The sequence below is a fragment of the Bacillus sp. V3B genome (assembly GCF_024494465.1).
Lineage (GTDB): Bacteria > Bacillota > Bacilli > Bacillales > Cytobacillaceae > Bacillus_BD.
Map to the genome: position 1 here is coordinate 240,305 of NZ_JAETXM010000002.1, position 26,162 is coordinate 266,466.

At 37.0% G+C, this 26,162-nt stretch carries 29 protein-coding genes, 1 pseudogene and 1 riboswitch; of the genes and pseudogenes, 12 read left to right on the top strand and 18 right to left on the bottom strand.

Annotated elements, in window-relative coordinates; all coding sequences use genetic code 11:
• The first annotated feature begins 174 nt into the window (after positions 1–174).
• Positions 175–708: a gamma carbonic anhydrase gene (locus JMM81_RS05585; RefSeq protein ID WP_256240541.1), complete on the top strand. Its 534-nt coding sequence runs from the start codon at positions 175–177 to the stop codon at positions 706–708.
• A gap of 135 nt (positions 709–843) precedes the next feature.
• On the opposite strand, the gene metK is transcribed toward JMM81_RS05585, so the two are convergent.
• On the bottom strand, positions 844–2,043 hold the full coding sequence (metK, locus tag JMM81_RS05590; protein WP_256240542.1) for a methionine adenosyltransferase: 1,200 nt from the start codon (positions 2,041–2,043) through the stop codon (positions 844–846).
• A 258-nt stretch (positions 2,044–2,301) separates the two neighbouring features.
• Positions 2,302–2,419: riboswitch (SAM riboswitch) on the bottom strand.
• Between the two features lie 264 nt (positions 2,420–2,683).
• Between metK and pckA the strand changes: the two genes are divergently transcribed.
• A complete protein-coding gene (gene pckA / locus JMM81_RS05595; protein WP_256240543.1) occupies positions 2,684–4,270 on the top strand; it encodes a phosphoenolpyruvate carboxykinase (ATP) in 1,587 nt (528 codons plus the stop codon).
• 143 nt (positions 4,271–4,413) lie between these two features.
• Here pckA and JMM81_RS05600 read toward each other — a convergent pair whose 3' ends face one another.
• The 3 genes from JMM81_RS05600 to map form a co-directional block, all read right to left on the bottom strand.
• Positions 4,414–4,656 (bottom strand): DUF2584 domain-containing protein, encoded by a 243-nt coding sequence (locus JMM81_RS05600; RefSeq protein WP_256240592.1) that lies wholly within the window; start codon positions 4,654–4,656, stop codon positions 4,414–4,416.
• 103 nt (positions 4,657–4,759) lie between these two features.
• Positions 4,760–5,533 carry an alpha/beta hydrolase family protein gene (locus JMM81_RS05605; protein ID WP_256240544.1) on the bottom strand — a complete coding sequence of 258 codons (774 nt, stop codon included), beginning with the start codon at positions 5,531–5,533 and terminating at the stop codon, positions 4,760–4,762.
• Positions 5,534–5,901: 368 nt separating this feature from the next.
• Positions 5,902–6,645: a type I methionyl aminopeptidase gene (gene map, locus JMM81_RS05610; protein WP_256240545.1), complete on the bottom strand. Its 744-nt coding sequence runs from the start codon at positions 6,643–6,645 to the stop codon at positions 5,902–5,904.
• A gap of 505 nt (positions 6,646–7,150) precedes the next feature.
• Here map and JMM81_RS05615 point away from each other — a divergent pair.
• From JMM81_RS05615 to JMM81_RS05630, 4 genes are all read left to right on the top strand, one after another.
• Complete coding sequence (locus JMM81_RS05615; RefSeq protein WP_256240546.1) at positions 7,151–8,071, top strand: CAP domain-containing protein; 921 nt, start codon at positions 7,151–7,153, stop codon at positions 8,069–8,071.
• A gap of 183 nt (positions 8,072–8,254) precedes the next feature.
• Positions 8,255–9,268: an ABC transporter substrate-binding protein gene (locus JMM81_RS05620; RefSeq protein WP_256240547.1), complete on the top strand. Its 1,014-nt coding sequence runs from the start codon at positions 8,255–8,257 to the stop codon at positions 9,266–9,268.
• Positions 9,269–9,301: 33 nt separating this feature from the next.
• Positions 9,302–10,075 (top strand): ABC transporter ATP-binding protein, encoded by a 774-nt coding sequence (locus tag JMM81_RS05625; RefSeq protein WP_256240548.1) that lies wholly within the window; start codon positions 9,302–9,304, stop codon positions 10,073–10,075.
• The gene (locus JMM81_RS05630) at positions 10,059–10,868 is read left to right on the top strand and encodes an ABC transporter permease (RefSeq protein ID WP_256240549.1); all 810 of its coding nucleotides are present in this window, start codon (positions 10,059–10,061) and stop codon (positions 10,866–10,868) included. Before JMM81_RS05625 ends, JMM81_RS05630 begins: the two co-directional genes overlap by 17 nt.
• A 9-nt stretch (positions 10,869–10,877) precedes the next feature.
• On the opposite strand, the gene ytkD is transcribed toward JMM81_RS05630, so the two are convergent.
• Positions 10,878–11,360 (bottom strand): RNA deprotection pyrophosphohydrolase, encoded by a 483-nt coding sequence (gene ytkD, locus JMM81_RS05635; RefSeq protein ID WP_256240550.1) that lies wholly within the window; start codon positions 11,358–11,360, stop codon positions 10,878–10,880.
• 62 nt (positions 11,361–11,422) lie between these two features.
• Positions 11,423–11,746: a hydrolase gene (locus JMM81_RS05640; RefSeq protein WP_256240551.1), complete on the bottom strand. Its 324-nt coding sequence runs from the start codon at positions 11,744–11,746 to the stop codon at positions 11,423–11,425.
• 171 nt (positions 11,747–11,917) lie between these two features.
• Between JMM81_RS05640 and JMM81_RS05645 the strand changes: the two genes are divergently transcribed.
• Complete coding sequence (locus JMM81_RS05645; protein ID WP_256240552.1) at positions 11,918–12,175, top strand: DUF6154 family protein; 258 nt, start codon at positions 11,918–11,920, stop codon at positions 12,173–12,175.
• A 170-nt stretch (positions 12,176–12,345) separates the two neighbouring features.
• On the opposite strand, the gene JMM81_RS05650 is transcribed toward JMM81_RS05645, so the two are convergent.
• A complete protein-coding gene (locus tag JMM81_RS05650; RefSeq protein ID WP_256240553.1) occupies positions 12,346–12,783 on the bottom strand; it encodes a Dps family protein in 438 nt (145 codons plus the stop codon).
• A 137-nt stretch (positions 12,784–12,920) separates the two neighbouring features.
• Here JMM81_RS05650 and ytzI point away from each other — a divergent pair, with 137 nt between their 5' ends.
• The gene (gene ytzI / locus JMM81_RS05655) at positions 12,921–13,079 is read left to right on the top strand and encodes a YtzI protein (protein WP_256240554.1); all 159 of its coding nucleotides are present in this window, start codon (positions 12,921–12,923) and stop codon (positions 13,077–13,079) included.
• A 27-nt stretch (positions 13,080–13,106) separates the two neighbouring features.
• Positions 13,107–14,555 carry a cardiolipin synthase gene (gene cls / locus JMM81_RS05660; RefSeq protein WP_256240555.1) on the top strand — a complete coding sequence of 483 codons (1,449 nt, stop codon included), beginning with the start codon at positions 13,107–13,109 and terminating at the stop codon, positions 14,553–14,555.
• A gap of 72 nt (positions 14,556–14,627) precedes the next feature.
• Here cls and JMM81_RS05665 read toward each other — a convergent pair whose 3' ends face one another.
• Positions 14,628–15,101: an S-ribosylhomocysteine lyase gene (locus JMM81_RS05665; RefSeq protein WP_256240556.1), complete on the bottom strand. Its 474-nt coding sequence runs from the start codon at positions 15,099–15,101 to the stop codon at positions 14,628–14,630.
• Between the two features lie 241 nt (positions 15,102–15,342).
• On the opposite strand from JMM81_RS05665, the gene yidD reads away from it, so the two are divergent.
• Entirely contained in the window at positions 15,343–15,585 is a 243-nt protein-coding gene (gene yidD / locus JMM81_RS05670) for a membrane protein insertion efficiency factor YidD (protein ID WP_256240557.1), read from the top strand.
• A gap of 162 nt (positions 15,586–15,747) precedes the next feature.
• Here yidD and JMM81_RS05675 read toward each other — a convergent pair whose 3' ends face one another.
• Positions 15,748–16,311, bottom strand: coding sequence for a beta-class carbonic anhydrase (locus JMM81_RS05675; protein ID WP_256240558.1), 564 nt, complete (start codon positions 16,309–16,311; stop codon positions 15,748–15,750).
• A gap of 213 nt (positions 16,312–16,524) precedes the next feature.
• Between JMM81_RS05675 and JMM81_RS05680 the strand changes: the two genes are divergently transcribed.
• The gene (locus JMM81_RS05680) at positions 16,525–17,490 is read left to right on the top strand and encodes a metal ABC transporter solute-binding protein, Zn/Mn family (RefSeq protein WP_256240559.1); all 966 of its coding nucleotides are present in this window, start codon (positions 16,525–16,527) and stop codon (positions 17,488–17,490) included.
• Between the two features lie 136 nt (positions 17,491–17,626).
• Complete coding sequence (locus tag JMM81_RS05685; protein WP_256240560.1) at positions 17,627–17,758, top strand: DUF1540 domain-containing protein; 132 nt, start codon at positions 17,627–17,629, stop codon at positions 17,756–17,758.
• 116 nt (positions 17,759–17,874) lie between these two features.
• Here the strand turns inward: JMM81_RS05685 and JMM81_RS05690 are convergent, their stop codons facing one another.
• From JMM81_RS05690 to JMM81_RS05730, 9 genes and pseudogenes are all read right to left on the bottom strand, one after another.
• Complete coding sequence (locus JMM81_RS05690; RefSeq protein ID WP_256240561.1) at positions 17,875–18,453, bottom strand: PepSY domain-containing protein; 579 nt, start codon at positions 18,451–18,453, stop codon at positions 17,875–17,877.
• A 248-nt stretch (positions 18,454–18,701) separates the two neighbouring features.
• Positions 18,702–19,022 (bottom strand): PepSY domain-containing protein, encoded by a 321-nt coding sequence (locus JMM81_RS05695; RefSeq protein ID WP_256240562.1) that lies wholly within the window; start codon positions 19,020–19,022, stop codon positions 18,702–18,704.
• Positions 19,019–19,363, bottom strand: a complete 345-nt coding sequence (locus JMM81_RS05700) for a hypothetical protein (protein WP_256240563.1) — start codon at positions 19,361–19,363, stop codon at positions 19,019–19,021. The genes JMM81_RS05695 and JMM81_RS05700 overlap by 4 nt, the downstream gene beginning before the upstream one ends.
• A 20-nt stretch (positions 19,364–19,383) precedes the next feature.
• Positions 19,384–19,569: pseudogene (locus JMM81_RS05705) on the bottom strand (response regulator); the annotation flags it as partial.
• A gap of 83 nt (positions 19,570–19,652) precedes the next feature.
• Positions 19,653–21,113, bottom strand: coding sequence for an o-succinylbenzoate--CoA ligase (locus JMM81_RS05710; protein WP_256240564.1), 1,461 nt, complete (start codon positions 21,111–21,113; stop codon positions 19,653–19,655).
• Between the two features lie 97 nt (positions 21,114–21,210).
• Positions 21,211–22,029 (bottom strand): 1,4-dihydroxy-2-naphthoyl-CoA synthase, encoded by an 819-nt coding sequence (gene menB, locus JMM81_RS05715; RefSeq protein ID WP_256240565.1) that lies wholly within the window; start codon positions 22,027–22,029, stop codon positions 21,211–21,213.
• Positions 22,030–22,146: 117 nt separating this feature from the next.
• On the bottom strand, positions 22,147–22,965 hold the full coding sequence (gene menH, locus JMM81_RS05720; protein ID WP_256240566.1) for a 2-succinyl-6-hydroxy-2,4-cyclohexadiene-1-carboxylate synthase: 819 nt from the start codon (positions 22,963–22,965) through the stop codon (positions 22,147–22,149).
• On the bottom strand, positions 22,965–24,716 hold the full coding sequence (gene menD / locus JMM81_RS05725; protein WP_256240567.1) for a 2-succinyl-5-enolpyruvyl-6-hydroxy-3-cyclohexene-1-carboxylic-acid synthase: 1,752 nt from the start codon (positions 24,714–24,716) through the stop codon (positions 22,965–22,967). Before menD ends, menH begins: the two co-directional genes overlap by 1 nt.
• Positions 24,713–26,119, bottom strand: a complete 1,407-nt coding sequence (locus tag JMM81_RS05730; protein ID WP_256240568.1) for an isochorismate synthase — start codon at positions 26,117–26,119, stop codon at positions 24,713–24,715. The genes menD and JMM81_RS05730 overlap by 4 nt, the downstream gene beginning before the upstream one ends.
• Between the last annotated feature and the right edge of the window lie 43 nt (positions 26,120–26,162).

Here is a 26,162-nt window from a genome sequence, read left to right on the forward strand (position 1 = left end):
AATAAGTTATGTTATTTTACCTTTTAACATAATAAATACATCTTACTTTTCTATTATGACGTAAAAACAAAACCTTTGACAAATCTATAGACTTATTAGATACAATTAGTAAAATAGATAAAATATGACTAAATAGAATAAACTATTATGATCTTAATTAAAGGAGAGTTTAAAATGATCTATCCTTACATGGGTAAAAATCCAAAAATTTCTGATTCTGCTTTCATTGCTGATTTCGTTACCATCACAGGTGATGTCGAAATAGGTGACCTATCAAACATCTGGTTTAACACCGTAATCCGAGGAGATGTCGCTCCTACCATTATTGGAAAAAAAGTAAACGTTCAAGACAATTCCGTCCTGCACCAAAGTCCCAATAATCCTCTTATCATTGAAGATGAGGCAACGATTGGTCATCAAGTAATTCTCCACAGCTGTATTATTCGAAAAAAAGCTCTAATTGGAATGGGCTCTATTATCCTCGATAATGCTGAAATTGGCGAAGGAGCTTTTATTGGAGCTGGAAGTCTCGTCTCACAAGGAACTAAAATTCCACCAGGTACCCTTGCTTTTGGCAGACCTGCAAAAGTTGTCCGAGAATTAAAGTCAGAAGATATAGCTGATATGGAACGCATTGCAAGACAATACGTTGAAAAAGGCATGTATTATAAATCCTTACAGGACAAACAAGAGAATCACAATAAATAGTATCCTTCATATTTCCATTTATATCCGCATAAGATTTCCATTTATATCCGCATAAGTATTGTTTGAATATAACAAAACGGGAGATACATATCATCTGTAACTCCCGTTCATAATCCTATTTATTTTATATAACTACTATTGGTTTAATGCTTGTTCACGTAATAGCTCTGCTTTATCTGTACGCTCCCATGGAAGATCAATATCCGTACGACCAAAATGACCATACGCTGCCGTTTGTCTGTAAATAGGGCGACGAAGATCAAGCATCTTAATGATGCCAGCAGGACGAAGATCAAAGTTTTGGCTAACGATATCTACCAATACCTCTTCTTCTACCTTTCCTGTACCAAACGTATCAATCGCAATGGAAACAGGACGTGCCACTCCAATTGCGTAAGCAAGTTGAACTTCTACTTTATCCGCTAATCCCGATGCAACGATATTTTTGGCTACATAACGAGCCGCATATGCAGCAGAACGGTCCACTTTTGTTGGATCCTTCCCAGAGAAAGCACCCCCACCATGACGCGCATAACCACCGTAAGTATCAACGATAATTTTCCGTCCTGTTAAACCGGCATCTCCTTGTGGCCCACCAATAACAAAGCGTCCTGTTGGATTAATAAAGTATTTAGTATCGTTATCAATTAGTTCTTTTGGTACAACAGGTGAAATGACAAATTCCTTCAAATCACGCTGAATTTGCTCAAGACTAACTTCAGGGTCATGCTGAGTAGAGATAACAATCGTATCAATTCGAACTGGTTTATCGTTTTCACCATATTCAACCGTTACTTGTGTTTTTCCATCGGGGCGAAGATAAGTAAGAATTTCCTCTTGACGAACTTGCGCTAAACGACGAGAGATCTTATGGGATAATGAAATTGGTAAAGGCATAAGCTCTTTTGTTTCGTTACAAGCAAATCCAAACATGAGACCTTGGTCCCCTGCTCCAATTGCTTCAATTTCTTCTTCTGTCATATTACCTTCACGGGCTTCTAACGCTTTGTCAACCCCCATAGCAATATCTGCAGATTGTTCATCAATTGAAGTTAATACAGCACATGTTTCAGAATCAAATCCGTATTTGGCTCTTGTATAGCCAATTTCCTTAATCGTTTTACGAACAATTTTAGGAATATCAACATAAGTAGATGTAGTAATTTCACCCGCAACTAACACAAAACCAGTATTAACAGATGTTTCAGCAGCTACACGAGCATTGGGATCCTGTACGATAATGGCGTCTAAAATAGCATCAGAGATTTGATCGCAGATTTTATCTGGATGCCCCTCAGTAACTGACTCTGAGGTAAACAAGCGACGTTTTGACAATCTGATTTCCTCCTTTTATATAAAGATGAGGTACTCGAAAACCGTTCGAATCCCCTATTGATACGGAACTCATTCCCTAAGTAGTATGGAAAAAATAAGGAGTTTCTATCCAACTATATCGGACTACAACTTTTAAAGAACTAGCTATAAAAACCCTTATTCGTCTGTCAATACATTAAAAGTCGATGATCCAATTGCAAAATAAAAAACCTTCCCAATAAGTGAAAAGGTTGAAAGCAAAAAGATTCGCGCCTTTCACTCTTATCGTTCAAGGACTATATCCTTGCCTCAGGTTAGCACCTTTGCTTCAATAAGTTTCTTAAAGCAGGTTGCTGGGTTTCATAGGGTCTGTCCCTCCACCAGCTCAGGATAAGAGAGTATCCGTTCAAAGTAAAATCATAACGTACGTGTGCAAAGCATGTCAATTACTTTTATCATTTTATTTGTCTACTAAATGAATGTCTTTAACCTCCCTCCATTATTTATTGTTTTTTATATAGAAACTAGGCTATTTTTTCAATTCTCAAGAAAAGACTAAAAACTTTTAGTATTAGTATAGACTATTAAAATGAATGTGTTATACTATTTGAAAGAATAATCACAATTAAACCATAATTAAATGAAGGAAGGTATCCGTCGGATGAATTCTGTAAGTATGAAACAAGAAATTGATGAATTTCTAAAAGGTAGTAATATTCTTATGCAATTATCCGTTCCTCAACTTGTAGAAAAAGTATTACAACGTAAGGAAGGTTTATTGACTTCAACCGGCGCAGTGCGAGCAACAACTGGAAAATATACAGGACGATCGCCGAAGGATAAATATATTGTTGAAGAAGATACCGTTAAAGATAAAATTGATTGGGGTCCTGTGAACCAACCGATTTCTAAAGAGATCTTCTCGAATCTCTATAATAAAGTATTAGACTTTCTCAAAGAAAAAAATGAAGTGTTTGTCTTTAAAGGATATGCCGGTGCTGATACAAAACACCGCTTGCCCATCCAAGTCATTAATGAATACGCTTGGCATAATTTGTTTTCTCATCAGTTATTCATTGTTCCATCTGAGGAAGAATTATTAGAACATAATGCAGGATTCAGCGTCATTTGTGCACCTAACTTTAAAGCAGATCCGGCGATTGATGGAACGAAATCAGAAACCTTTATTATCATTTCATTTGAACAACGGACCGTTCTAATAGGCGGAACTGAATATGCAGGTGAAATAAAAAAATCAATCTTCTCCATTATGAATTACCTTTTACCTGAAAATGGAATTTTATCAATGCACTGTTCTTCAAATGTAGGTCATGAAGGAGACGTATCCCTTTTCTTCGGTTTATCTGGAACAGGAAAGACAACCCTTTCAGCTGATCCAAATCGCCGCTTAATCGGAGATGATGAACATGGCTGGTCTAGTAATGGTGTCTTCAATATCGAAGGTGGCTGTTATGCAAAATGTATTAATCTTTCTCATGAGAAAGAGCCACAAATCTTTGATGCCATCCGTTTCGGTTCTGTACTTGAAAATGTGGTTGTGAACAAAGAAACTCGTGAGGCAGACTATGATGATGGAACATTAACTGAAAATACTCGTGCAGCTTACCCAATACAAGCAATTGATAATATTATTGATCCAAGTGTAGCCGGACATCCTAATACAATTATTTTCTTAACGGCTGATGCATTTGGTGTACTACCTCCCATTGCAAAGTTGACAAAAGAACAAGCGATGTACCATTTCTTAAGTGGATATACATCCAAGCTCGCAGGAACTGAACGAGGAGTTACGTCTCCTGAAGCAACATTCTCTACATGCTTTGGCTCTCCATTCTTACCTCTGCCAGCAACACGTTATGCAGAAATGCTCGGTGAAAAAATTAGTCAACACAACGCAAACGTATTTCTTGTTAACACAGGCTGGACTGGTGGAGAATACGGAGTGGGAAATCGTATGAAACTTAGCTACACCCGTGCCATGGTGCACGCCGCATTAGAGGGTGAGCTTACGAATGCAGAAACGAAAAAAGACGATATTTTTGGATTAGAAATTCCTTTACACGTCCCTGGAGTACCAGATAACGTTCTGCAACCAGATCAAACTTGGTCAGATCAAGCAGCCTATGAAGCAAAAGCAAAAGAACTTTCAGCTAAATTCCGTGAAAACTTCAAAAAGTTTAATCATGTGTCAGCTGATATTGTTCAAAAAGGTGGACCTATCGCTTAAATAAAGAAAAACATAAAAACAGCAACTACTTGCATGCGAGTAGTTGCTGTTTTTTTATGTTTTTCTAGCTACAGTGCATAGTGAATCACCAATAGATAGGTGTTCTTTGCCATGCCTGAGCGAAACTTCTTCGTATGTCATTTTTAGTTAGTCGTATTAAGTGAAATAAGCTGGTATGTAATGGTCGTTCGTTCTTTTTCCCATTCTAACTTTTTAATAATGGCTAATGCAGTAGCTTCACTATCCCTTGTTTTTCTTACTTCAATCGGAATTTCAAGTGGATACAAGCGATATTCCTTCTTGATTAAAGTAAAATCATTTTCACTGATTCTTTTCTCACTTCCCTTTGTAACAATCATTGTATTGAGTTCTAACGGCATACCCATTGTAATCGACTCCTTTATTAAATTTATATAGATCATTTATTCTTCCACCATTATGAATATGAGGAGTATTTTTTTTATTCTTATAGCAATAGTATCACTAATCCTACTGTCTTTTCATCCAAGATGTTAAATCCGTTACAATTTGCCGGTTTACAGCAGGTGGAAAGTAGTGGGTATATTCATTAAAGTACCAGCTATCCACTTGTTTACCCAGTGCTTTCAAACGAACTTCAAGCCGATAAGCATGCTCAGGTGATACATTTTGATCTTTTCTACCATGAATGATTAAGGTAGGTGAATCTAAATTTTCAAGATCATAGAGTGGTGTGCGAAATTGATATTGCTCCGGAACTTTTGTCGGTGTCCCACCTATAACTCTTTTCATCATCCTTCGCAAATCATTTCGTTCCTCATAGGTAAGAAACATATCACTCACACCACTCCATGTAACGATAGAGGCTGCCTCTGGAAATCTGATGGCTGTTAATAACGCCATGACACCACCGCGAGAAAAACCGAAAATATGGACCTTTTTTACTCTATCGATGAATGATAATAGTTGAAAAGCAGAAAAAGCATCTTCTCGGTCAGTACCGGCAAAATCTTCATTCCCCTCTCCCCCTTGATTTCCACGGTAAAAAGGAGCAAAGACGATGAATCCTTCTGACGCAAATTGGACAATACGTGCGGGTCTTACTTTCCCCACATTTTTAATTCCACCTCGTAAATAGAGAAACCCATCATAGATTTCATTATTTTTTGGCTCAGCAAGTAAACCTTTTACCTTTAGACCATTAGAGAGATATGTAATAATTGACAATTCAATCTCCGGATGTGGAGAAGGAAACTTTTGTTTGTGAATCATCTTATTTTTCATTTTCGTCTCCTTTAAAAAAATTCCTGATAGGCCTATGCCCTCAGGAATTTTTTAATATACCTATTATTAACGTCATTATGCACTAATCAAATTCGCCCCGCCGAATTTGCGCCCGGATTTTTATCACGCTTCAGAAAGCCACATCCTGTGGCTTTCGCCTGACTAGGACGTCCTGTCCGTCGTCGAGCTCGCTCGATCAATTACCTTTTAAAAATCCGAGGCATCCGCCGGAGGCTTAACTTCATTCAGCCGGGGTTTGAACCCCCACTGAATCAGAGAGCTTTTTGCATTCATCCCCCACTTACAGAAGTGGAGGACTTCTGTACCTGTCGCAAGCTTTCGGTACAAAAAGCATTTGCTGAATGAAGTTAAAGCGTTAGAATGATAGGTCCCTCTTTTGTAACAACGATCGTATGCTCGATTTGAGCAACAAAACTTTTATCTTCTGTCGCATATGTCCAACCATCATTCTTTTGGTACACTTCTTCTGCACCTGTTGAGATAAACGGTTCAAATGCGATTACCATTCCTTCACGCAAAAGCTCTTTGTCCCATGAGTCATAATAATTCAAAATATGATCGGGAGCTTCGTGTAACGCTCGCCCAACCCCGTGCCCAGTTAAATTTTTGATGACAGTTAAACCATTTTCTCTAGCTGTTTGATAAACAACTTTTCCAATTGCATTTTTTTTGGAACCTACTTTAAATTTCGTTAAACCCGCATCAAATGCTTTTTTTGCCACTTCACAAATTTTAAATAAAATAGGGTCACCCTCACCAACGACAAACGAAAGACCCGTATCAGCAAAATAGCCACTTTTTGAGCCAGAAACATCAATATTCACTAAGTCTCCGTCTTGAATGACACGCTTACCGGGAATTCCATGGGCCACTTCATCGTTTACACTAATACACGTAAAGCCTGGGAAATCATATTCACCCTTAGGACCTGAAATGGCTCCATATTTTTCAAAAAGCTCACCAGCAAAGTCATCAAGTTCTTTTGTTGTAACCCCGGGCTTCGTTTTTGCTATCAATTCATTCCTAATCGTTCCAACTATTTTTCCAATTTCTTTAAGTTGTTTTAATTCCTCTTCTGTTTTTACAATCACAACTATTCCTTCTTTCTAAGAAAAGCACAAGCACCTTCAAAACAGATCATTATTTATTCTTTATGGGCTTATTGTATATACTTTCCGTTTTGTTACATATTTTAATCCTGTTATTGGCATCAATTTATTTTATCATAAGAGCTATAACCTTCACAAACCTGTTTTCATGAGAGGAAATGGTTAGATTTATACAACCATCCTAACTAGAATACGTTCTTCTTCTCCCAAAATAGACGGTTATTCCCACCTATACTTTTTAAAAGATAAGCAAAAATAAGGGAGTAGTCGATCACTTTCAGAGGAGGAATTTCAATTGTCAAAAAAGAAATTAAGCGTAGTAATGGTTCCAGTTCTACTATTAGGACTTGCAGCTTGCAATACGAATGATGATGCTGCATTGAATACGAGAAATAATAACACTGGTACCAATGTAGTCAACAGATACAACGACAATAATAATCTTTACAGAGTAAATAACAGAAACAATTACACTAGAACTGAAGGTATGAACAGCAATATAACAACTGATAGGTACGATACCGGTCTTTTCAATGTGAATAACCATACTAATCGTGGTTTCGATAACCGCGGTCCGCTTACAGAAGACTATACTAATAATCGGTACGTTAATAACGATAACAACAATCTTTTTAATGTAAACAACAATAATAATAGGGATCGTCAAGGTGCCTTTACAGAAGATTATACCAATGATTGGAATAAGAACAGAAATAGCGCAAGAAATAAAAACGATGATAATAATTTAATTATTTCTAGTTACAGTACGCCAATGTCCAGTGAAAAATATCCACATACAAGAGCTGTATTAATTCAAGAAGCAAGATATCAATTCTTGCCAACTGACCCTAAGCAAGATACGAAGGAGCAAGCACAACTTCGAAAAGAAAGTGATATAACGCCCAAAGCTCCAACACAGCAACAACAACAACAACAGCAACAACAATCGACTGAAGCTCCAGCAAAACAACAACAGCAACAATCGACTGAAGCTCCAGCAAAACAACAACAGCAAACTGCTCCAGCTAATAGTAGTCAAGCTGTTCAACAAGTAATCGATTTAACGAATGCGGAGCGTAAACAAAATGGACTTCCTGCGTTAAAAGCTGATGCAAAGCTAAATAGTGTTGCACAAATGAAATCCGCTGATATGCAACAAAATAATTACTTTTCTCATACAAGTCCGACATACGGCTCTCCATTTGACATGATGAGAGATAATGGTGTGTCCTATCAATCAGCAGGGGAAAATATTGCCCAAGGACAAAGAACAGCACAAGAGGTCGTTCAAGCTTGGATGAATAGTGAAGGTCACCGCAAAAACATTTTAAGTCGTGATTTTACCCATATTGGTGTAGGTTATGATTCAAACGGTCACCACTGGACCCAAATGTTTATAAAAAAGTAAAAGATACAAAACAGGAATCTTTTAACTCTAAAGTCTTTTTGACTTTAGAGTTTTTTATTTATAAGAAATTGCACATCCACTCCAAATAATTCACATGTTTCTAAGCATTCACACATTTTTATTTTTTTCATACGCTATTCTAGGCTTAAAAATTCATATTCAGGCTAAGGGAGGTCCTCTGTCATGAAAAAATGGTGGAAGGCTAGTTTTTTATTGGTGGTCATTACTGTTTTAATGATTGGTCTTGTTGCCTGTAACACAGGCAATTCTGACGATCAAAAAAAACTAGAAAAAGTAAGAGTAGCAGAAGTCACACGATCGATTTTCTATGCCCCACAGTATGTAGCGATTGAAAAAGGTTTTTTTGAAGAAGAGGGCTTGCAGATTGAACTTACCACAACATGGGGCGGTGATAAAACCATGACAGCTCTTATTTCAGATGGTGCTGATATAGCCCTTGTTGGATCAGAAACATCTATTTATGTAGCTGCTCAAGGTTCAACAGACCCTATCATTAATTTTGCACAGTTGACGCAAACAGATGGTACTTTTCTTGTTTCACGTCATCAAGTAGAGGATTTTGACTGGGAGATGTTAAAAGATAGTGAATTCCTTGGACAACGAAAAGGCGGTATGCCGCAAATGGTAGGCGAATACGTGCTCAAATTACACGCGATTGATCCTCATAACGATTTAAACTTAATCCAGAATATTGACTTCGCCAATATAGCTAATGCCTTTATTTCTGGAACTGGCGATTACGTACAATTATTTGAGCCGCAGGCAAGCATGTTTGAAAAAGAAGGAAGAGGTTATATTGTTGCCTCGTTCGGAACAGAATCTGGCCATGTCCCTTATACTACTTTTATGACGAAAGAAAGTTATTTAAATGCGAATGAAGAAATCGCAGAAAAATTCACTCGTGCCATTTATAAAGCTCAACAATGGGTAAATGAAAATAGCTCAGAAGAAACAGCCAAACTAATTGGAAAATATTTTGAAGATACAGATCCTGAAATCATCGAAATGGCAGTGGATCGTTATAAAAGTCAAGACTCTTTTGCATCCAATCCGATTTTAGATGAAGAAGAGTGGAATAACTTACAAGACATCATGGATGAAGCAGGAGAACTACCAAAAAGAATCGACTATAACACCCTCGTAAACACCGAATTCGCCGAAAAAGCAATGGAATAAAGAAAAGCGAAAGTAAATGTAAGGAGGGCAATCATGGACTTTTTAAAGATTGAAGATGTACACCACACCTATTTCACAAAAACATCAGCAACAACAGCCCTCTCTGACATTTCCCTTAAGGTCGAGGAAGGAGAATTCGTATCCTTTCTTGGTCCAAGTGGATGCGGGAAAACAACCTTGCTCTCGATTATTGCAGGGTTGTTGCAACCAACAGAAGGGCTCGTCATATTAGAGGGAAAATCAACCAGTAGAGACGCAAAGGATATCGGATATATGCTTCAGCAGGATTATTTGTTTCCGTGGAAAACCATTGAAGAAAATATCTTACTCGGATTGAAACTAAGTAAACATCTTACTAAGGAAAAAAAGATATACACCATAAACTTACTTGGAAAAATGGGGTTAACAGGGGTAGAGAACCAATACCCAAAACAACTTTCAGGTGGCATGAGACAACGGGTTGCTCTTATCAGAACATTAGCAACCGAGCCTAAGTTATTAATGCTTGATGAACCATTCTCAGCACTCGATTTTCAGACAAAGCTACATTTAGAAGATCTTGTCTTCGAAACATTAAAGTCATTCCATAAAACGGCCATTCTTGTCACCCATGATATTGGTGAAGCCATTGCAATGAGTGATCGTGTCTTCCTCCTTTCTGCTCGTCCCGGTAAGCTATATAAAACATTTATCATTCCAGATGAATTACGTCATCTTCCACCCTTTCAAGCCCGAAATCATGAAATTTTTCCAAGCTTATTTCAAACCATATGGAAGGAGCTGGAATCGCTTGAAAGCATCCACTAATATTGAACAGCTTCATCACCAATATATCGCCTCCCTTAAAAGAGAAAAACGCTTGGTCCGTTTTTATCAACTAATCATTTTTATCGTTTTTTTCAGCGGTTGGGAGCTAGCCAGTCAAAAACACTGGATCGATCCTCTCATCTTCAGCTCACCCTCTAAAATTTGGGGATTGCTTATTGACAAGATTAGGGACGGTTCACTACTTCTAAATTCAAGCGTCACCTTAACAGAAACCATCTTTGGCTTTGTCATAGGTACGTTACTTGGAACATTACTAGCTGCTTTATTATGGTGGTCACCGATGCTTTCAAAAATAGTCGATCCCTATTTAGTCGTTTTAAATGCGATGCCAAAAGTCGCATTAGGCCCCATCTTAATCGTTGCACTCGGACCTAACTTTACATCCATTATGGCAATGGGAGCAATGATTTCCATCATTATCACGACCATTGTTGTCTACACAGCATTTCGTGAAGTCGACCCAAACTATTTGAAAGTACTGCACACATTCGGTGCGACTCGCATGCAATCGTTCAAGGAAGCCATTTTACCAGCCTCCTTTCCTACCATCATTTCAACGTTAAAGGTAAATGTAGGTCTCTCATGGGTAGGTGTAATTGTTGGAGAATTTTTAGTCTCTTCAAAAGGACTTGGCTATATGATTATTTACGGTTTCCAAGTATTCAACTTTACGCTTGTCTTCTTATCTCTGCTCGTGATTGCCATCCTGGCAACACTTATGTACCAGCTTGTTGAACTTCTCGAGAAAAAAATCATTAAAAATGGAAATTAAAAGAAACGGTTAATCATTGCTGTTTCTTTTAACCCTCATAATTTTTTTCAGGGCTTTCTCCACTACTTTGTCTTTCATAATAAAACTATAGGTCCCTTGAAAGCGTTGCATTAATAAATCTCCACCAATGAGAACCGGCCCATTTGTTTCTAAATAATCTTCTTTCCCAGTTAATGTTTCAACCTCTGCATAGTAAATCGCTTTGACAAATGAATTCTCTTTATTCGTAACCTCATATTCACCAATAAACTGCAGTGATTTAATCTGTGCTCCTGTTTCTTCCTCAACCTCTCTTATCGCTGTTTCTTCAAGAGTTTCACCTTGTTCCCTCTTACCCCCGGGAAATTCCCAACCTCTTATTTTATGCTTTGTTAATAACCACTGATCCTTGTAACGACAAATAACAAACACATGATTTGCCTGTTTCGAAAAAGAATCACTCAAAAACGTAAGTTTAACACTTCCGCCATTTTCATCATAAAAAGTATCCATACTACACCTCGGTTTTTATTCCAATAAGATTATTATAAAGGAAAAGAACCGATTCAATCGATTTATTTTAAGTCGTCAGCTAAAATGCCCATATTTTTAATTTGCTCTTTTGCCTCACTATCTCCTAGTTGATAAATGAGATGATATACTTGTTTAAGGGTTTCGTCATATGCATCGTTTTCAGGATCATGATGATATTCACGAAATGGGATATGTGCTCGTAAAAAATTGTTTAGTTCATTTGATTCACTTCTATCAAAGTAATCCCTTAAAGCGTGAATTTCTCTATCTGTTGCCTCAATTTTGAAATTCCAGGGTGAGCTCGTTGCACTTTGTGAAATCTCCCCCGCAGCAATTTCAATATAATACGTTTTTTTCTCGTCCATACTAGTCAACCCTCTCTATTCTTTCTTCTTATCGTCCCCATAGTTCCATTGAATCTATACGGAAAAATTACCATTCTCACGAAAAGCATTTTTTTACATAAAATAGGGTAGAATTAAATATAATGTAAAAATTGTTTCGGCATTATATACTAAAGGTGGAGGTGTTTGAAAATGAAATTAGTAGATGAGTTGTACGAACTATATCGTAACAAGTTAACTGGTGACGAAGAGGATATTGATATGTTAGCGTTTGCTTTTCTTGAAGAGATGTCACGAGAAGATCTACTGCATCTAATTCAAGAAATGGATGAACAAGAACTGTACACTCTAATGGGCTTATATTTAATTGAAAGTCTAAAAGGGAAATTTGCTAAAGAGGATTATGGTCAAGAGCGAATCCCACTATTAAATCAGAGAAACATCCATTAAAACTATACATACATATTTTATTTCTTTCGATAGGCTGCTTCTTGATGAGGGAGTCTTTTCTTTTACATTAACAATCAAAGGACCCCCCTCTATTTCAAAAGTGAGTTCCTAATATATTAAAAAAACAGAATGAATGCTTTTGCCACATGGCTCAAGCATTCATTCTTTTACTATCCTAAATATGCTTTTAACATCCAAATATGTTTTTCTAAACTACCATTAATTGAAAGAAGAAGGTCAGCGGTACCTTCATCATTTGCCTTATCTGCTGATTGTTTAGCAACTCTCAGCTCTTGAATTATTTTTTCGAAATCTGTACAAACATCACGAACCATCTCTTCTTCTTTTTCATTCCCTTTTGCTTCTTCTACTGAAGCAATTTCAAGACATTCTTTCAACGTTGATACTGGATTTTCGCCAATCGTTAGAATTCTTTCGGCTAGTTCGTCAATATGTCTATTGGCCTCATCATAAAGTTCTTCAAATTTTTCATGTAATGTAAAAAAGTGGTGTCCCTTTACAAACCAATGATAATGATGCAACTTCATATAGAGAACCGTCCAGTTCGCCACTTGTTTATTAACAGCTTGTATTAATTCTTGAGTCATTTGGATCAACCTCCCTTCTTTAAAATATCCAATATCCCATTATTCATTCCTATATATGAAAAGTGTTTACTTTAAGGATTTAAGAGGAAAATTTCCTTTTTCATGATAAAATACTATTAAATAAAGGAGGGATAAAATTGGTTATCACTATACTGATTATATCTATCATCATCATAGCTGTTGTTTTACTTCTTTGTCTGACGGTCACATCAAAAGCATACCAATATAAGCACACGATTGATCCACCACCTGAAGTTCATCTATCAGATGATCAAGCAGAAGAAAAAGGACATTGAGAATAAAGTGAAGAAAGGTTATTACTTATGGATGTTTACTCGTTAATGGTTAGTTTAGTACTATTTTTAAATATGATTCTTGCAGCCATCGTTATCTTTTTGGAGAATAAGGATGCAGGATCTACATGGGCATGGCTAATGGTTCTCATATTTATTCCTATTCTAGGATTTATTTTATATTTACTTTTTGGAAAAAATTTGAATAAAATCCATTTATTTGAATGGGAAGATCGAAAAAAAATTGGGATAGATAAAATTGTTAACGAACAAACCCTCCACTTTCGTACTGGTCAATTCACGCCTTATAATGAAATAACAGGAAATAATAAAGGTCTCATTTATATGTTACTCGCAAATAATGATGCAATCCTAACAGTTGATAATGCGATTGAGATTTTTACAGATGGGAATGAAAAGTTTGATTCCTTGTTTAAAGACATCCAAAATAGTAAAGAATTTATCCATTTACAATACTATATTTTCAAAAATGATCAAATTGGAAAAAAGCTCATCCACCTATTAACGGAAAAAGCTAAACAAGGTGTTAAAGTTCGCATCCTTTACGATGATCTTGGCTCCCGTTCATTACGAAAAAAAACTTTCAAGGAGTTACAAGCAGCCGGTGGAGAAATAGAGGTGTTTTTCCCTTCTCGATTCCATCTAATTAATTTCCGTCTCAATTACCGTAATCACCGAAAACTCGTTATTATTGATGGGAAAATAGGCTATATTGGTGGATTCAATGTTGGAGATGAATATTTAGGATTAAATAAAAAATTCGGTTATTGGAGAGATACCCATCTTCGTCTAACAGGAAGTGCCGTTTATGAAATTCAAACACGGTTTATTTTAGATTGGAATCAAGCCTCACACCGTCACGATATTGATTATTCCCCACATTTATTTCCAAAGGTTGAGTCAGCTGGTCAAGTTGGCATGCAAATCGTTTCGAGTGGTCCTGATTCAGAGTGGGAACAAATAAAATATGGGTATATTAAAATGATTTCATCGGCAAAAAAATCAATTTGGATTCAAACACCTTATTTTATTCCAGATGCCAGTCTTCTTGATTCCTTAAGAATTGCTGCTCTCACAGGAAAAGATGTGAGAATTATGATCCCTAATAAACCAGACCATCCTTTTGTTTATTGGGCTACTTATTTGCATGTTGGTGAAATGTTAAAGGCAGGTGGGAAGATTTATATTTATGATAATGGCTTTATTCATGCAAAAACCATTATCGTTGATGGGAATTTATCATCTGTGGGAACGGCAAACATTGATGTTAGAAGCTTTAGACTGAACTTTGAAGTAAATGCTTTTCTATATGATGAAGGCATTGCTGCCAGCCTAACGGAAAGCTTTTACAATGATTTAAAAGTATCAAGAGAGTTAACGAATGAGGAATATAATAATAGATCATGGAAAATTCGAATGAAAGAATCAATCTCAAGACTGTTATCGCCTATTTTATAATAGTATATTCTAGTCTAGACTGTGTTCTTTAAGCAACAAAAAGCGGGCTCATGTTGAACCCGCTTTTTCCATTTATGCAAATACTTGTTTTAATTCTTCTTTGCTTTGTTCAAGCCAGAAGCGCATTAAACGCTTTGCTCCTTCTAAATCATGGAGCTTCGCTTGTCCGCACTGTCTTTCATTTGCTGCCGGAATATCCACAACCTCTACAGCTGCTTTCAAGGTATCTTCAAGTAGGTCAATGATTTCTTCGACAGTTGGTTCACCGCTGACAACTAAATAATAGCCTGTTTGACAACCCATTGGGGAAATATCAATAATATCGAAATGGTCGTATTTCTCAGCATGCTCACGAATATTAAAAGCAAGCAAATGCTCTAATGTATGAATCGTATCTGGTTTCATTGCCTGCTTATTTGGCTGACAAAAACGAACATCAAATTTATTTACAACACCGTCTATTCCTACTTTATGAACGCCACAATGTCTCACATAAGGGGCTTTCACGGCATTATGATCTAAATCAAAACTTTCTACTGAAGGCATTATCATCACTCCTTAACTTTCTCGTTTTATTATAACGTATAGACCACGTTCTTTCATCTAAAAAATCATAATACCATTTTTTAGACTCATGTATTCAAATATGTTAATTTGTAACTAGGCTTTGTTAAAAAATACTGCTCGTACCTTAAAAGCCTTTGATTAAGTAATCCTCTATTCGTATCGGGGTTATCCTCCACGAATAGAAGATTAAATGACATAAAGAAAAGAAGGAACAAATAAAATGCTAAAAGCTGTTTTGATTGCCCTCATCCGTTTGTATCAAAAAGTTATTTCTCCACTTAAACCACCTACATGTCGATTTTATCCGACATGTTCTCATTATGGACTTGAATCTGTTAAACGATTTGGTGGATTAAAAGGAGGCTTTCTTGCTATTAAACGAATTTTGAAGTGCCATCCTTTCCATTCAGGTGGAATTGATTCTGTACCGGAAAAGTGGCCTGGTTTTATTAGGAAAAGCTAATAGATGTATATGTTTAATGTATGGATGCTTCTCCAAAATAATAACCAAATTACATCGACATTAATCATTAACATCCAACTTAATTAGACTCTTTTTTAAGAGCCTAATTAAGTCTGATCAGAGCAAGAGCAACCTCTTGTTCATGAGCCTTGAAACTCTATACTACTCTTCGTACCCATTGGTTACTAAATCTAATTTCCCTGTTTCAGGATCAATAACTAACCCATGCACAGGTGTATTTTCAGGTAAGAGAGGATGTTTCTTAATAACGTCAACACTATGGGCAACACTTTCCTCTACTTTACTGAAACCCTTTAGCCACTTTTGCACATCGATTCCAGAATATTCAAGAGTATCGAATGTTTTTTGTGTAACACCACGTTTCTTCATATTTGGAATGATATCATCTGCTTTTAGTCCGCCCATTCCACAATCATGATGTCCAATCACAAGAACCTCATCAGCTTGTAGCTGATAAACAGCTACTAATATACTTCTCATCACACTTCCAAATGGATGTTTAAGGACCGCTCCAGCATTTTTAATCATTTTAACATCACCATTTTTCACATTCAATGCATGTGGAAGTAATTCCAGTAATCGAGTATCCATACAAGTTAAGATGACCATTTTTTTAGTAGGAAGTTTACTTGTTGCGAACTCTTCATACTTTTTATCTGTAACAAATTGTTCATTATAGGCTAGTACTTCATCTAAAATTCTCATATATAAAACACCTTTCTAATAAGATTATATTATTTATATCATACATAATTTCGACAAAATAAAACATATTTTTGCTCTTGCCTCTTTAGATTATTTTTTGTAAGATTACAAAGCTATAATCGTAATGATTCCGTATTAATAAAAAATAGAGAATATTTTTCTGTTATAAATCGTAATAAATACGTTTTATATCCAAATAAGGGGGAGAAACAAATGAAAAAAATATTATTATACTTGATATTTTTACTTTCTGTTGGCTTATTTTTAGCTGGCTGTGGAGAAACTGAAAGAGAAAAAGAAAATACATCTTCAAACTCAGAAAAACAATTAACCATTTATACAACCGTCTATCCACTACAATATTTCACCGAGGAGATTGGTGGTGACGCGGTCCACGTTGAAACGATTTATCCACCAGGATCAGATGAGCACACGTTTGATCCCTCACAAAAGGATATGATAAAGCTAGCCGATTCAGATCTATTTATTTATGTGGGACTTGGCCTTGAAGGCTTTGTCGAAAAGGCAAAAGACATCTTAAAAAATGAAAAAGTCACATTACTTGCTGCAGGGGAACATATTCATATCGAACAAACGAAAGACCCTCACACTGAAGATGCAGAACTTGCACATGACGAAGAGCTTGCGCATGACGAAGAGCTTGCACATGATGAAGATGATAGTCATAATCATGGTGACACTGATCCACATATTTGGATTGATCCCCTCTATGCAAAAGATATGGCTGAATCTATTGAAATTGCATTAATAGAGCAAATGCCTGAAAAAGAAGAAGAATTTGTAAAGAATTATGATGCATTAGCAAAAAACCTTGCTATACACAAAGAGATGATTGTTTCTCATGCTGCTTATGGCTATTGGGAATCCCGTTACGGGCTCAAGCAAATCAGTATTTCTGGTTTATCATCATCAAGTGAGCTTTCACAAAAAGAACTTGAATCCATTATCACTACGGCTAAAGAACAGGATATTCGTTACATCTTTTTCGAACAAAATGTTAGTTCAAAACTAACAGAAATTGTTCAAAATGAAATTGGTGCAAACTCGCTTATCATCCATAATTTATCTGTACGAACAGAAGACGATATCAAAAATAACCGTGATTATTTCTCCATTATGAATGATAATTTAGAAGCATTGGAAAAGGCACTACATTGATTTCCTAAAATTGTTAGTAGATACAACTATTTTCCATGCTATAGTTGTATCTACTAACTGTCTAGTTCCGACGCCTTGACCAGCCGCTCGAGGTCTTAAGCTTGTCGCGCACTTTTCGTTCAAAGGAGTGATATAAATGGCAAAAGATGTATTATATGAAGTTCATAACTGTACGTTTTGGGAGAGCAGTAACCTTTTTGGAGCAGATCAAATCTACGTTGTTAGTCATGTTGGTCATACGGCTGACGATCAAAAACAGACAGATTGAAAAACATTTAAACCTCAATAAAAAAGGCGTAAACGCATAAGAAAGAGCTCTGGCCCTTGCTAGAGCTCTTTCCTTATTTTAAATTTTTAAACACTTGCCGACTGTTAGATGTTGACTTAATCATCAAACTCCACTTCAAGAATCTTTCCTGTTACTGCATCAATTTCTACTTCAGCTTCTCCGCGGTCTGTTTTTAATTCAATCTCATATTTGAAAAAACCATCATCTTCGTCTTTTTCAATCTCGTGCATTTTTCCATTAACTGCTTTTTCAGCAAATTTGACAGCTTCAGCTTGAGAAATCGTTCCCTCATTTGTTTGTGTTAGATTTCCATTGGCTGCAGAAAGATCCACTTTCTCATAAGTAATCGAATTATCATCATTAAAATCATCATCTTGTTTAACAGAATAGAGCTCACCAGTATGTGCATCAACGTAAACATCATAATCTATATGACCCTTTTCAACCTCTACCTCATACACCACTTTATCTCTTTTGCTTTCTAGTTCAATACTTTCTACTTTACCATCCACTTCTTGTAAAGCAACTTTTCCCGCTTCTTCGACCGTAATCATTTCATTCTTATTTGTGGCTTCTACTAGATTCGATTCATTATTGGTAGCCCCTACTGCAAAAGCGCCGCCTAAAACAAGAGCAGTCGCCAACGTACCCATAAATACTTTTCTTTTCATCATTACTTCCTCCTTTATCCTCGTATCTCTTTTCCTTACATCATCACTATACCCTTATAAAATGAGAACAAAGAGAAAGAAACATTAGAAAATGATTAGAAATTGAAAAGTGGAGACGCCTTGGTCAGCTGCGACAAGCTTAAGCCAAGCTGGGGGTGAGGTTTGCTCTTTAACCTCATCACCAGCTTGGCTTAAGACCTCGAGCGGCTAGGCGTCGGAACTGGATCATACGAAAAGTGGAGACGCCTTGGTCAATCATCATCGTCGTCATCATCCCATGTCAATGACTTTACTTCACCTGTGATGGCATTGATTTCGATCGTCGCTTCACGATCATCAATCGTTTCTACTTCAACAAAATAATAGCCTACCCCATTTATGGTCTCGACATCAACATCTTCAACAACCCCTGGCACTTGTTGCAGTGCCAGAGCTATTGCATCCTGTTCTGTTAACCTTTTCGGTGATTCCTCTATATCCACTATTTCCTTTTTAAGAATTTCACCCGTAGTAGCGTCAATGAATAAGGTTGTCTTTACACCAGCTTCCCTGACATCTACCTGATAAATCATTTTTTCCCTTCTACTATCCTATTAATTAAGTCAATTTCTCCATTTACATGTTGTAGGAAAAGAGTCTTTATTTCTTCCTCTGATAAGACGATTGGATCCTCTGTCTCCTCCTCTGGTAACTTTGATTCAACTATTTCCTTAATCCTCTTTAATGAAGAAACTTCTCCCGTTTTACGACTAATCTTTAGTTCATAAAGGCCTGCGTCCCATTCTATTTCCATCACAAATTCATCGGCTGTTTGTTGAATACTTTTTACATCTCCTGAATAGTGTTGTTCCGCGACCGCCTGTGCTTCTTGCTCAGTCAAAACATTTGTTGTTGAAAAAATGGGTTTAGTCATTTGAGTGATTAATACGATTTTCCACTGATACCAGGAAGCATCACATCAAGGAGCACCAAGTCCCATTTTCTATTTTGATATAACTCAAAGGCTTGTAGACCGTCAAAAGCTTTCGCTACTTCATATCCTTCATATTCAAGTTCAAGCTCTAGTAATCTTAAAATTTTCTCCTCATCTTCAACCACCAGTATCGAATTCTTTTTCAAGAATGTTCCTCCCCCTTACGGTGTCAGGCACCACAAAAAGACAAATGTCTTTTTGTGGTGCCTGACACTAATCTTTCTGATCTTTATTGTAAAAGTGTTCGCAGTTCTCTTCGCAGTATTTTCTTTGATGCATTACGTGGGATTCTATCAATAAAATAGATTTTTTTAGGCGTTTTATATTTAGCTAATCGCTCTAAACAAAAGGCCCTGATTTCCGCTTCAGATACCTCTAATTTTTTTTCAATAAAAGCGATGGGAATCTCACCCCATTTATGATCCTGACTTCCAATTACGCCAGCGTCTTGAATAGCTGGATGAGATACCAGTACTCCTTCAATTTCAGCAGGATAGATGTTTTCTCCTCCTGAAATGATTAAATCTGATCGTCTATCAAGGACAAATAAAAATCCCTCTTCATCAAGATAGCCGATATCACCTGTGTGTAACCATCCATCATGGGAGTCCTTGTCCCTGTTTAAATACCCGGACGTTACGTTCGGCCCTTTTACTACAATTTCACCTATTTCACTTACTGCTACCTCGTGCTTTCCATCATCTATAATTTTTAACTGAGAAGGAAAAAGTGGTTTTCCAGCTGAACCGAGTTTTCTTAAACTATCTTCTGGGGCTAGAGTAACAATTTGTGAAGAGGTTTCCGTCATTCCATATGTTTGAAAAACAGGTATTTCTCTTTGAACGCATTCTTCTAGTAAGGGAAGTGCCGCTGGTCCTCCTCCGAGCAACATACAGCGAAAATGATCAGGAAGCCTTTCTTCTTTTAAGTCTTCAATCATTCGTGTAAGTGTTGCACTAACAACAGACATGATCGTCACCCGCTCTTTACGAATATCAGCAAGAACTTCTTTCACCTCAAACCTCTCATGAAGAACGATTTTCATTCCATATATGATACTTTTCATGAGAATAGAGTAACCGCTAATGTGAAAAAGCGGAACCGTACACAACCAACAATCATCTTCATGTAAACCAAGGTTAAGTGCAGATCCAGTGGCACTCCACCAGTGATTTCCATATGTTTGGATGACACCTTTTGGATAGCCAGTTGTTCCAGAGGTATACATAACTGTGCAAATCTCATCCAAATCTATTTCTTCTATAATAGGTGGTTCGTAAAAGCCGGAATCTACTATCTTTTCTTTCGTGAAAACTGATAACTTGGGAAGACTATTTATTATTTTGATGATCTTTTCTTGAAAAACATCCTCACTTATGAGATAAGATGCTTTTGAATCGTTGAGCTGGTAGATCATCTCCTCTGCTGTTAAACGATTATTTAAGATCACAGCCCTAACTCCCAGTAGTTGGAGAGATAATAACAAGACAGTGGAGTCTAGATGGTTACGTAACAAGAGTGCCGTAAACTGTCCTTTTTTCACTCCATTTTCGGTTAACCTACCTGCCATTTCAAAGGTAGCTTCATACAATTGTGCAAAGGTAGTTATTTGCCCATTGAAAACTATTGCTGGTCGATTAGGGGTTAATAAAGCTCTTTTTTTAAGCCAGTTAGGCATGGTTTGTTTCATTGATCTTCACCTACTCCATAGAAAAACAGCTTGATGGATCAACCATCAAGCTGTCTGTTTTATTTAATCAAAAATCAATTGACGTCTCCACTTTTTATTAAGGGAATCTAGGGAATTTATCGAAGTCTGGATCGCGTTTTTCTTTGAATGCGTCGCGACCTTCTTTTGCTTCATCTGTTGTGTAGTAAAGCAACGTAGCATCACCAGCAAATTGTTGAATTCCTGCTAATCCGTCTGTGTCTGCATTGAATGCTGCTTTTAAGAAACGAATTGCCGTTGGACTTTTCTCAAGAATCTCTTCACACCATTGAATAGTTTCCTCTTCTACTTGATCAAGAGGAACAACCGTATTTACAAGACCCATGTCTAGCGCTTCCTGAGCATTATATTGACGACATAGGAACCATATTTCACGAGCTTTTTTATGTCCAACAATTCTTGCTAAGTATCCCGAACCATAGCCGGCATCAAAGCTACCTACTTTAGGACCTGTTTGTCCAAAGATTGCATTATCAGCCGCAATTGTTAAGTCACAAACAATATGTAAGACATGGCCGCCACCAATTGCATAACCTTTTACCATAGCAATAACTGGCTTTGGAATGACACGAATTAACCGTTGCAGATCAAGTACATTCAAACGAGGAATTTGATCTTCACCCACATAGCCTCCGTGGCCACGTACACCTTGGTCTCCACCTGAACAAAAAGCTAAATCCCCTGCACCTGTTAAAACAATAACACCTACTTTTGCATCATCACGTGCATAAGCAAATGCATCAATTAATTCCATTACTGTTTTCGGACGAAAAGCATTGCGAACTTCAGGTCGATTAATCGTAATTTTTGCAATTCCGTTATACGTTTCATACAGAATATCTTCATACTGACGTGCAGCAACCCACTCAACTGTCATTTTTAAAACCCCTTCCTTTATTTAAGATCATTCGTAACTTCTAAAGCATTGGATAAAGAAGACTTCCATCAGTGAGGCTCCTTATCCCCACTGATGGTTAGTCGTACTTATCGAACCTTACTGCCCGTTAAGACGGGACAAAAACCTATTTACTATTATACCAAATTTTTCTGGTTGTTCCACATGAATTGCATGTCCACATTCTTCAATCTTTACCCACCCGACATGATTCATCTCTTTTTTCATTTTTTCAGCTATTAAACAAAACTTTTGATCGAGAGTGCCTGTAAGTAAAAGCGTATTTGTCTCAATCCTAGATAAATGCTGCCACCAAGATGGCTGTGCACCTGTCCCCATTCCGATTAGACTATTACAAAGCCCTGTTACCGAATTTTGCAGACGTTGTTCTTTTATTTCCCTTTGCCTATGTATTGGAAGATTCTTTTGCGTAGAAAAAAGCGGAATATCCTCCCAATATTCAACAAACGAATGGATCCCATTTTCTCGAATAAAACCGTTCAGTTTGTTATCTTGAATTCGACGATTCTCCCGCTCCTTGTCCGTTACCAAACCAGGTGATGAACTTTCTAAAACAAGCTTGTGAATAAATTCAGGATACTCGATGGCAAAGCTTAAAGCAAGACGTCCACCCATAGAATATCCTAGAAAGTGAGCTTTATCGATTTCTAAATGTTCTAGAATCTGCTTTATATCATTCGTGACAGAAATCATATCATAACGATTTAGATCATTAGGTGAATCTGACTTCCCATGACCAATAATATCGATGGCAATCAACTTATACTCTTTACTCCATTGGGAAAAGAAAGGCTTCCATGTTGTTGAATCGCCTGTAAATCCATGTAACAAAACAAGTGGAAACCCGTCACCAACTATGTCCATATGATAGTTTATCCCATCAATAGCATAATTCATCAGGATCCCCCTTTTGGTAATCGGCTTATTTCCTGGGAAACATAATTCCACAAATCATGGTGTTCTTTTACATTGTTCTCGCGATTTGTCACGATCTCTAATACCCTTAACCCACTACTTTGTCGATCTTGCAGAAGAATAGAAGTAAAGTGCTCCCAATCAGAAATAGAAATAAACTGCCCACCATACATCTCAACTGCTAGGCTGAAGTCTAAACCTAAAGGGGTACCAAAAAGCTTCTCAAAATGCTTTGGATGAGAGGCCTGTGATAGAAATGAAAAAATCCCTCCACCATTATTATTGATTAAAAGAATCGTTATATTTAATTGCTGAAGTTTTGCGGCGATCAAACCATTAAGATCATGGAAAAAAGTTAAATCCCCTACAATTAAGTATAGTGGCTGATCGATCGTTGCAGCACCAAGTGCCGTTGAAATGGTCCCATCAATCCCATTTGCCCCTCGATTTGCCATTACTTTTATTCGTTTCTGATTATAATAAAAGAAAGAATCTAAATCTCGAATAGGCATGCTGTTACCTACAAAAATGGTTGCATCTTCCGGCAGCAACTCTGCTAGTTGATAAAAAAGTTTCGCTTCACTAGACTCTTTCGTTTGATTTACAATCGCAAGTAATTCTTTCGTCTTTTCATTCAACCTCTTCCACTTTTGACTGTATTCAGAAGAAAGCATAGAATCAATTCTCTTCTCTATTGCCTCGCAAAAGATCGTTTCCTGGCAATATACCATTTCCGTTGATAACATAGCCGGATCACGAAAGCCACCACCACCGTCTACAACGATCTGTCTAGCCTGATGATTTTCTTGTAAAAAGATCGTTAATACCTTTGAAACAGGCATGGAGCCAAATCGAATAATCACATCTGGTTTCAATTCCTGCTTCATCTCTTCATTTCGTAAAAACGTACTATATGTGTCTAAGATCAAATCCCCACTATGATCCCCACTACGTAATTGCGAAAGTGGATCAGCTAAAATCGGAAACTGTAATTTTTTCGAGAGTAGCACGACTGCTTCTGAAAAACCCTCTTCCTCTATTTGACCACAAACAATAATGCCCTTTTGAGCAGAACCTAAAAGTTTAGCATACTGATCATATTCAGCTTCGTTTAGTGACACGGTTGCTTGTTGAATTTTCACATACCCTTCCGTTCGCTCTTTTTGTTGGAATAGTTGCTCATTATCAAGAAGCGGGACGAGTGGTTCACGTAAAGGAAAGTTCAAATGAACCGGTCCAGCAGGTGCTTGAAGGGCAGTGGCAACTGCTCTTGCACATACAGTTCGAGCATAACGAACCATTTCATCAGATTCTTCTGGATGTGCCATTTCCACAAACCATTTCACATGATTTCCATATAAGTGAATTTGATCAATGGTTTGTGGGGCACCGACATCCCGTAGTTCATGTGGACGATCAGCTGTCAAGATGACCAAGGGTACTCGTGAAATCTTTGCTTCAGTAATAGCTGGAAAGTAATTAGCCGCTGCTGTTCCTGACGTACACAAAAGAACAGTCGGTTTTTTAGAAGCTTTCGCGATTCCTAAAGCAAAAAAAGCAGCTGATCTCTCATCTACATGAATATGAAGTTGAATAGTGGGATGTTCTGCCAAGACCATAGCAATAGGTGTTGAGCGTGAGCCTGGACTTACAACAACATCCGTTACGCCTGTTTGTACGAGTTCAGATACAAAAGAAGCTATATAAGTGGTTAATGCTTGCTGATGATTCATGATTCTAGTCCTCCAAGTGCTGACAACATCGGTTTAAATTTAATTTTTGTTTCTTCAAATTCTAAATCAGAAATCGAATCTTTCACTACTCCACAGCCTGCGAAAAGAGATGCTTCATTCCCTTGAATTAAACCTGAACGAATGGCAACAGCAAACTCACCATTTCCCTGATGATCGAACCATCCAAGTGGACCCGCATAAAAACCGCGATCTAAATTTTCTACTTCTCTAATTTTTGCTACAGAAGCTTCCTCTGGAAGACCACCAAGTGCTGGGGTTGGATGAAGTCGTTCAACTAGAGAAAGAAGTGATGATTCATGATTGACTACTCCTTTTACAGGTGTGTATAAATGTTGAATATGTTTTAATTTTAACAAGCGTGGATATTTTGGGATAACTACTTCTGAGCATGTATCTTCCATTGCAGCTTTAATCATATCTACAACATATTGATGTTCGATTAAATTTTTATTATCATTCAGCAATGAATTTCCAAGCTGTTCATCTTCCATTTCATTTTCCCCTCGTGCAATCGAACCAGCTAAACAAGTTGAATAAACTTGATCCGCCGTCTTTTTCAATAAACGCTCAGGAGTAGCACCAATAAAGCAATCTCCATTCGATTCAAAGGCAAACACATAACTATCAAGTTGTTCTCTTAGTAAACGATTTAGAACTGATTCAGTTTGAATTTTTTTGTCAAAAAGCAATCTTAATTCTCTTGCCAGTACTACTTTTTTAAGAGTTCCTCTTTTGATCTCATTAACAACCCTAGTAACAGATCGTTTCCATTCTTTTGGATGCACGTCTATGCTTTCTGTTAAAGAAACCCTGTTGAACTCCACTTGCTTACTAGCTTGTTTAAGAAGCTTTTCCCGCTCTTTCTCTACTTTCATATAGATGGAAAGATCATCTTGATCTGTACATAGAATATTTGTTGTTAAAAAGGTCTGTCCATTATTTATGCTCAACATAAACATTGGAATATGGAATAGAGAATGTGAAAATTTTGACCATAGTACCGTTTTTTCTTTCAAGGGATCAAAAGAAAAACCACCAAATGCAGTGGGGCCTGTACCTTCTATATGGTCATCATCCAAAATAATCGCTTGATCTATAAAGCGTTTCCACTCTTTTTCGACATGAAAAAAGCGGTCAGTCTCCTGATCCGATGAAATTTGCTTACATATTCCTATTCCTATCATGTATTTTGCTTCTGATGAATGTTTCCAGAAAAATCTTTCCCCACTATATTTTTCTTCCCCTGCTGAAAAAAACAAAAGTGGGTCAATGGAATCAATTTTATGAACTTCACTAACTAAAATGGAGGCTGAAAACCGTTTTGCCTTTTCTATCGCTTTCAGGATCCCTTCTTTTAGTTCTGTCTGTTGAATCGTAACCAAAGAACCCCCTCCAATAACAGTTGATCTATTGTCAATTAAAATT

Bases quoted from the DNA above. Each gene is read 5' to 3' on its own strand.
- JMM81_RS05650 (WP_256240553.1), bottom strand. From the start codon at position 12,783: ATGACTCAAGAATTAATACAAGCTGTTAATAAACAAGTGGCGAACTGG.
- JMM81_RS05605 (WP_256240544.1), bottom strand. From the start codon at position 5,533: ATGAAAAATAAGATGATTCACAAACAAAAGTTTCCTTCTCCACATCCG.
- JMM81_RS05700 (WP_256240563.1), bottom strand. From the start codon at position 19,363: ATGACTAAACCCATTTTTTCAACAACAAATGTTTTGACTGAGCAAGAA.
- JMM81_RS05640 (WP_256240551.1), bottom strand. From the start codon at position 11,746: ATGGACGAGAAAAAAACGTATTATATTGAAATTGCTGCGGGGGAGATT.
- cls (WP_256240555.1), top strand. From the start codon at position 13,107: ATGGATGTTTACTCGTTAATGGTTAGTTTAGTACTATTTTTAAATATG.
- JMM81_RS05685 (WP_256240560.1), top strand. From the start codon at position 17,627: ATGGCAAAAGATGTATTATATGAAGTTCATAACTGTACGTTTTGGGAG.
- JMM81_RS05710 (WP_256240564.1), bottom strand. From the start codon at position 21,113: ATGAAACAAACCATGCCTAACTGGCTTAAAAAAAGAGCTTTATTAACC.
- ytkD (WP_256240550.1), bottom strand. From the start codon at position 11,360: ATGGATACTTTTTATGATGAAAATGGCGGAAGTGTTAAACTTACGTTT.
- yidD (WP_256240557.1), top strand. From the start codon at position 15,343: ATGCTAAAAGCTGTTTTGATTGCCCTCATCCGTTTGTATCAAAAAGTT.
- JMM81_RS05675 (WP_256240558.1), bottom strand. From the start codon at position 16,311: ATGAGAATTTTAGATGAAGTACTAGCCTATAATGAACAATTTGTTACA.
- JMM81_RS05665 (WP_256240556.1), bottom strand. From the start codon at position 15,101: ATGCCTTCAGTAGAAAGTTTTGATTTAGATCATAATGCCGTGAAAGCC.
- JMM81_RS05585 (WP_256240541.1), top strand. From the start codon at position 175: ATGATCTATCCTTACATGGGTAAAAATCCAAAAATTTCTGATTCTGCT.
- JMM81_RS05695 (WP_256240562.1), bottom strand. From the start codon at position 19,022: ATGATTTATCAGGTAGATGTCAGGGAAGCTGGTGTAAAGACAACCTTA.
- menB (WP_256240565.1), bottom strand. From the start codon at position 22,029: ATGACAGTTGAGTGGGTTGCTGCACGTCAGTATGAAGATATTCTGTAT.
- JMM81_RS05615 (WP_256240546.1), top strand. From the start codon at position 7,151: ATGAACAGCAATATAACAACTGATAGGTACGATACCGGTCTTTTCAAT.
- JMM81_RS05690 (WP_256240561.1), bottom strand. From the start codon at position 18,453: ATGATGAAAAGAAAAGTATTTATGGGTACGTTGGCGACTGCTCTTGTT.
- menD (WP_256240567.1), bottom strand. From the start codon at position 24,716: ATGAATCATCAGCAAGCATTAACCACTTATATAGCTTCTTTTGTATCT.
- JMM81_RS05620 (WP_256240547.1), top strand. From the start codon at position 8,255: ATGAAAAAATGGTGGAAGGCTAGTTTTTTATTGGTGGTCATTACTGTT.
- JMM81_RS05645 (WP_256240552.1), top strand. From the start codon at position 11,918: ATGAAATTAGTAGATGAGTTGTACGAACTATATCGTAACAAGTTAACT.
- JMM81_RS05625 (WP_256240548.1), top strand. From the start codon at position 9,302: ATGGACTTTTTAAAGATTGAAGATGTACACCACACCTATTTCACAAAA.
- pckA (WP_256240543.1), top strand. From the start codon at position 2,684: ATGAATTCTGTAAGTATGAAACAAGAAATTGATGAATTTCTAAAAGGT.
- JMM81_RS05600 (WP_256240592.1), bottom strand. From the start codon at position 4,656: ATGGGTATGCCGTTAGAACTCAATACAATGATTGTTACAAAGGGAAGT.
- menH (WP_256240566.1), bottom strand. From the start codon at position 22,965: ATGAATTATGCTATTGATGGGATAAACTATCATATGGACATAGTTGGT.
- JMM81_RS05680 (WP_256240559.1), top strand. From the start codon at position 16,525: ATGAAAAAAATATTATTATACTTGATATTTTTACTTTCTGTTGGCTTA.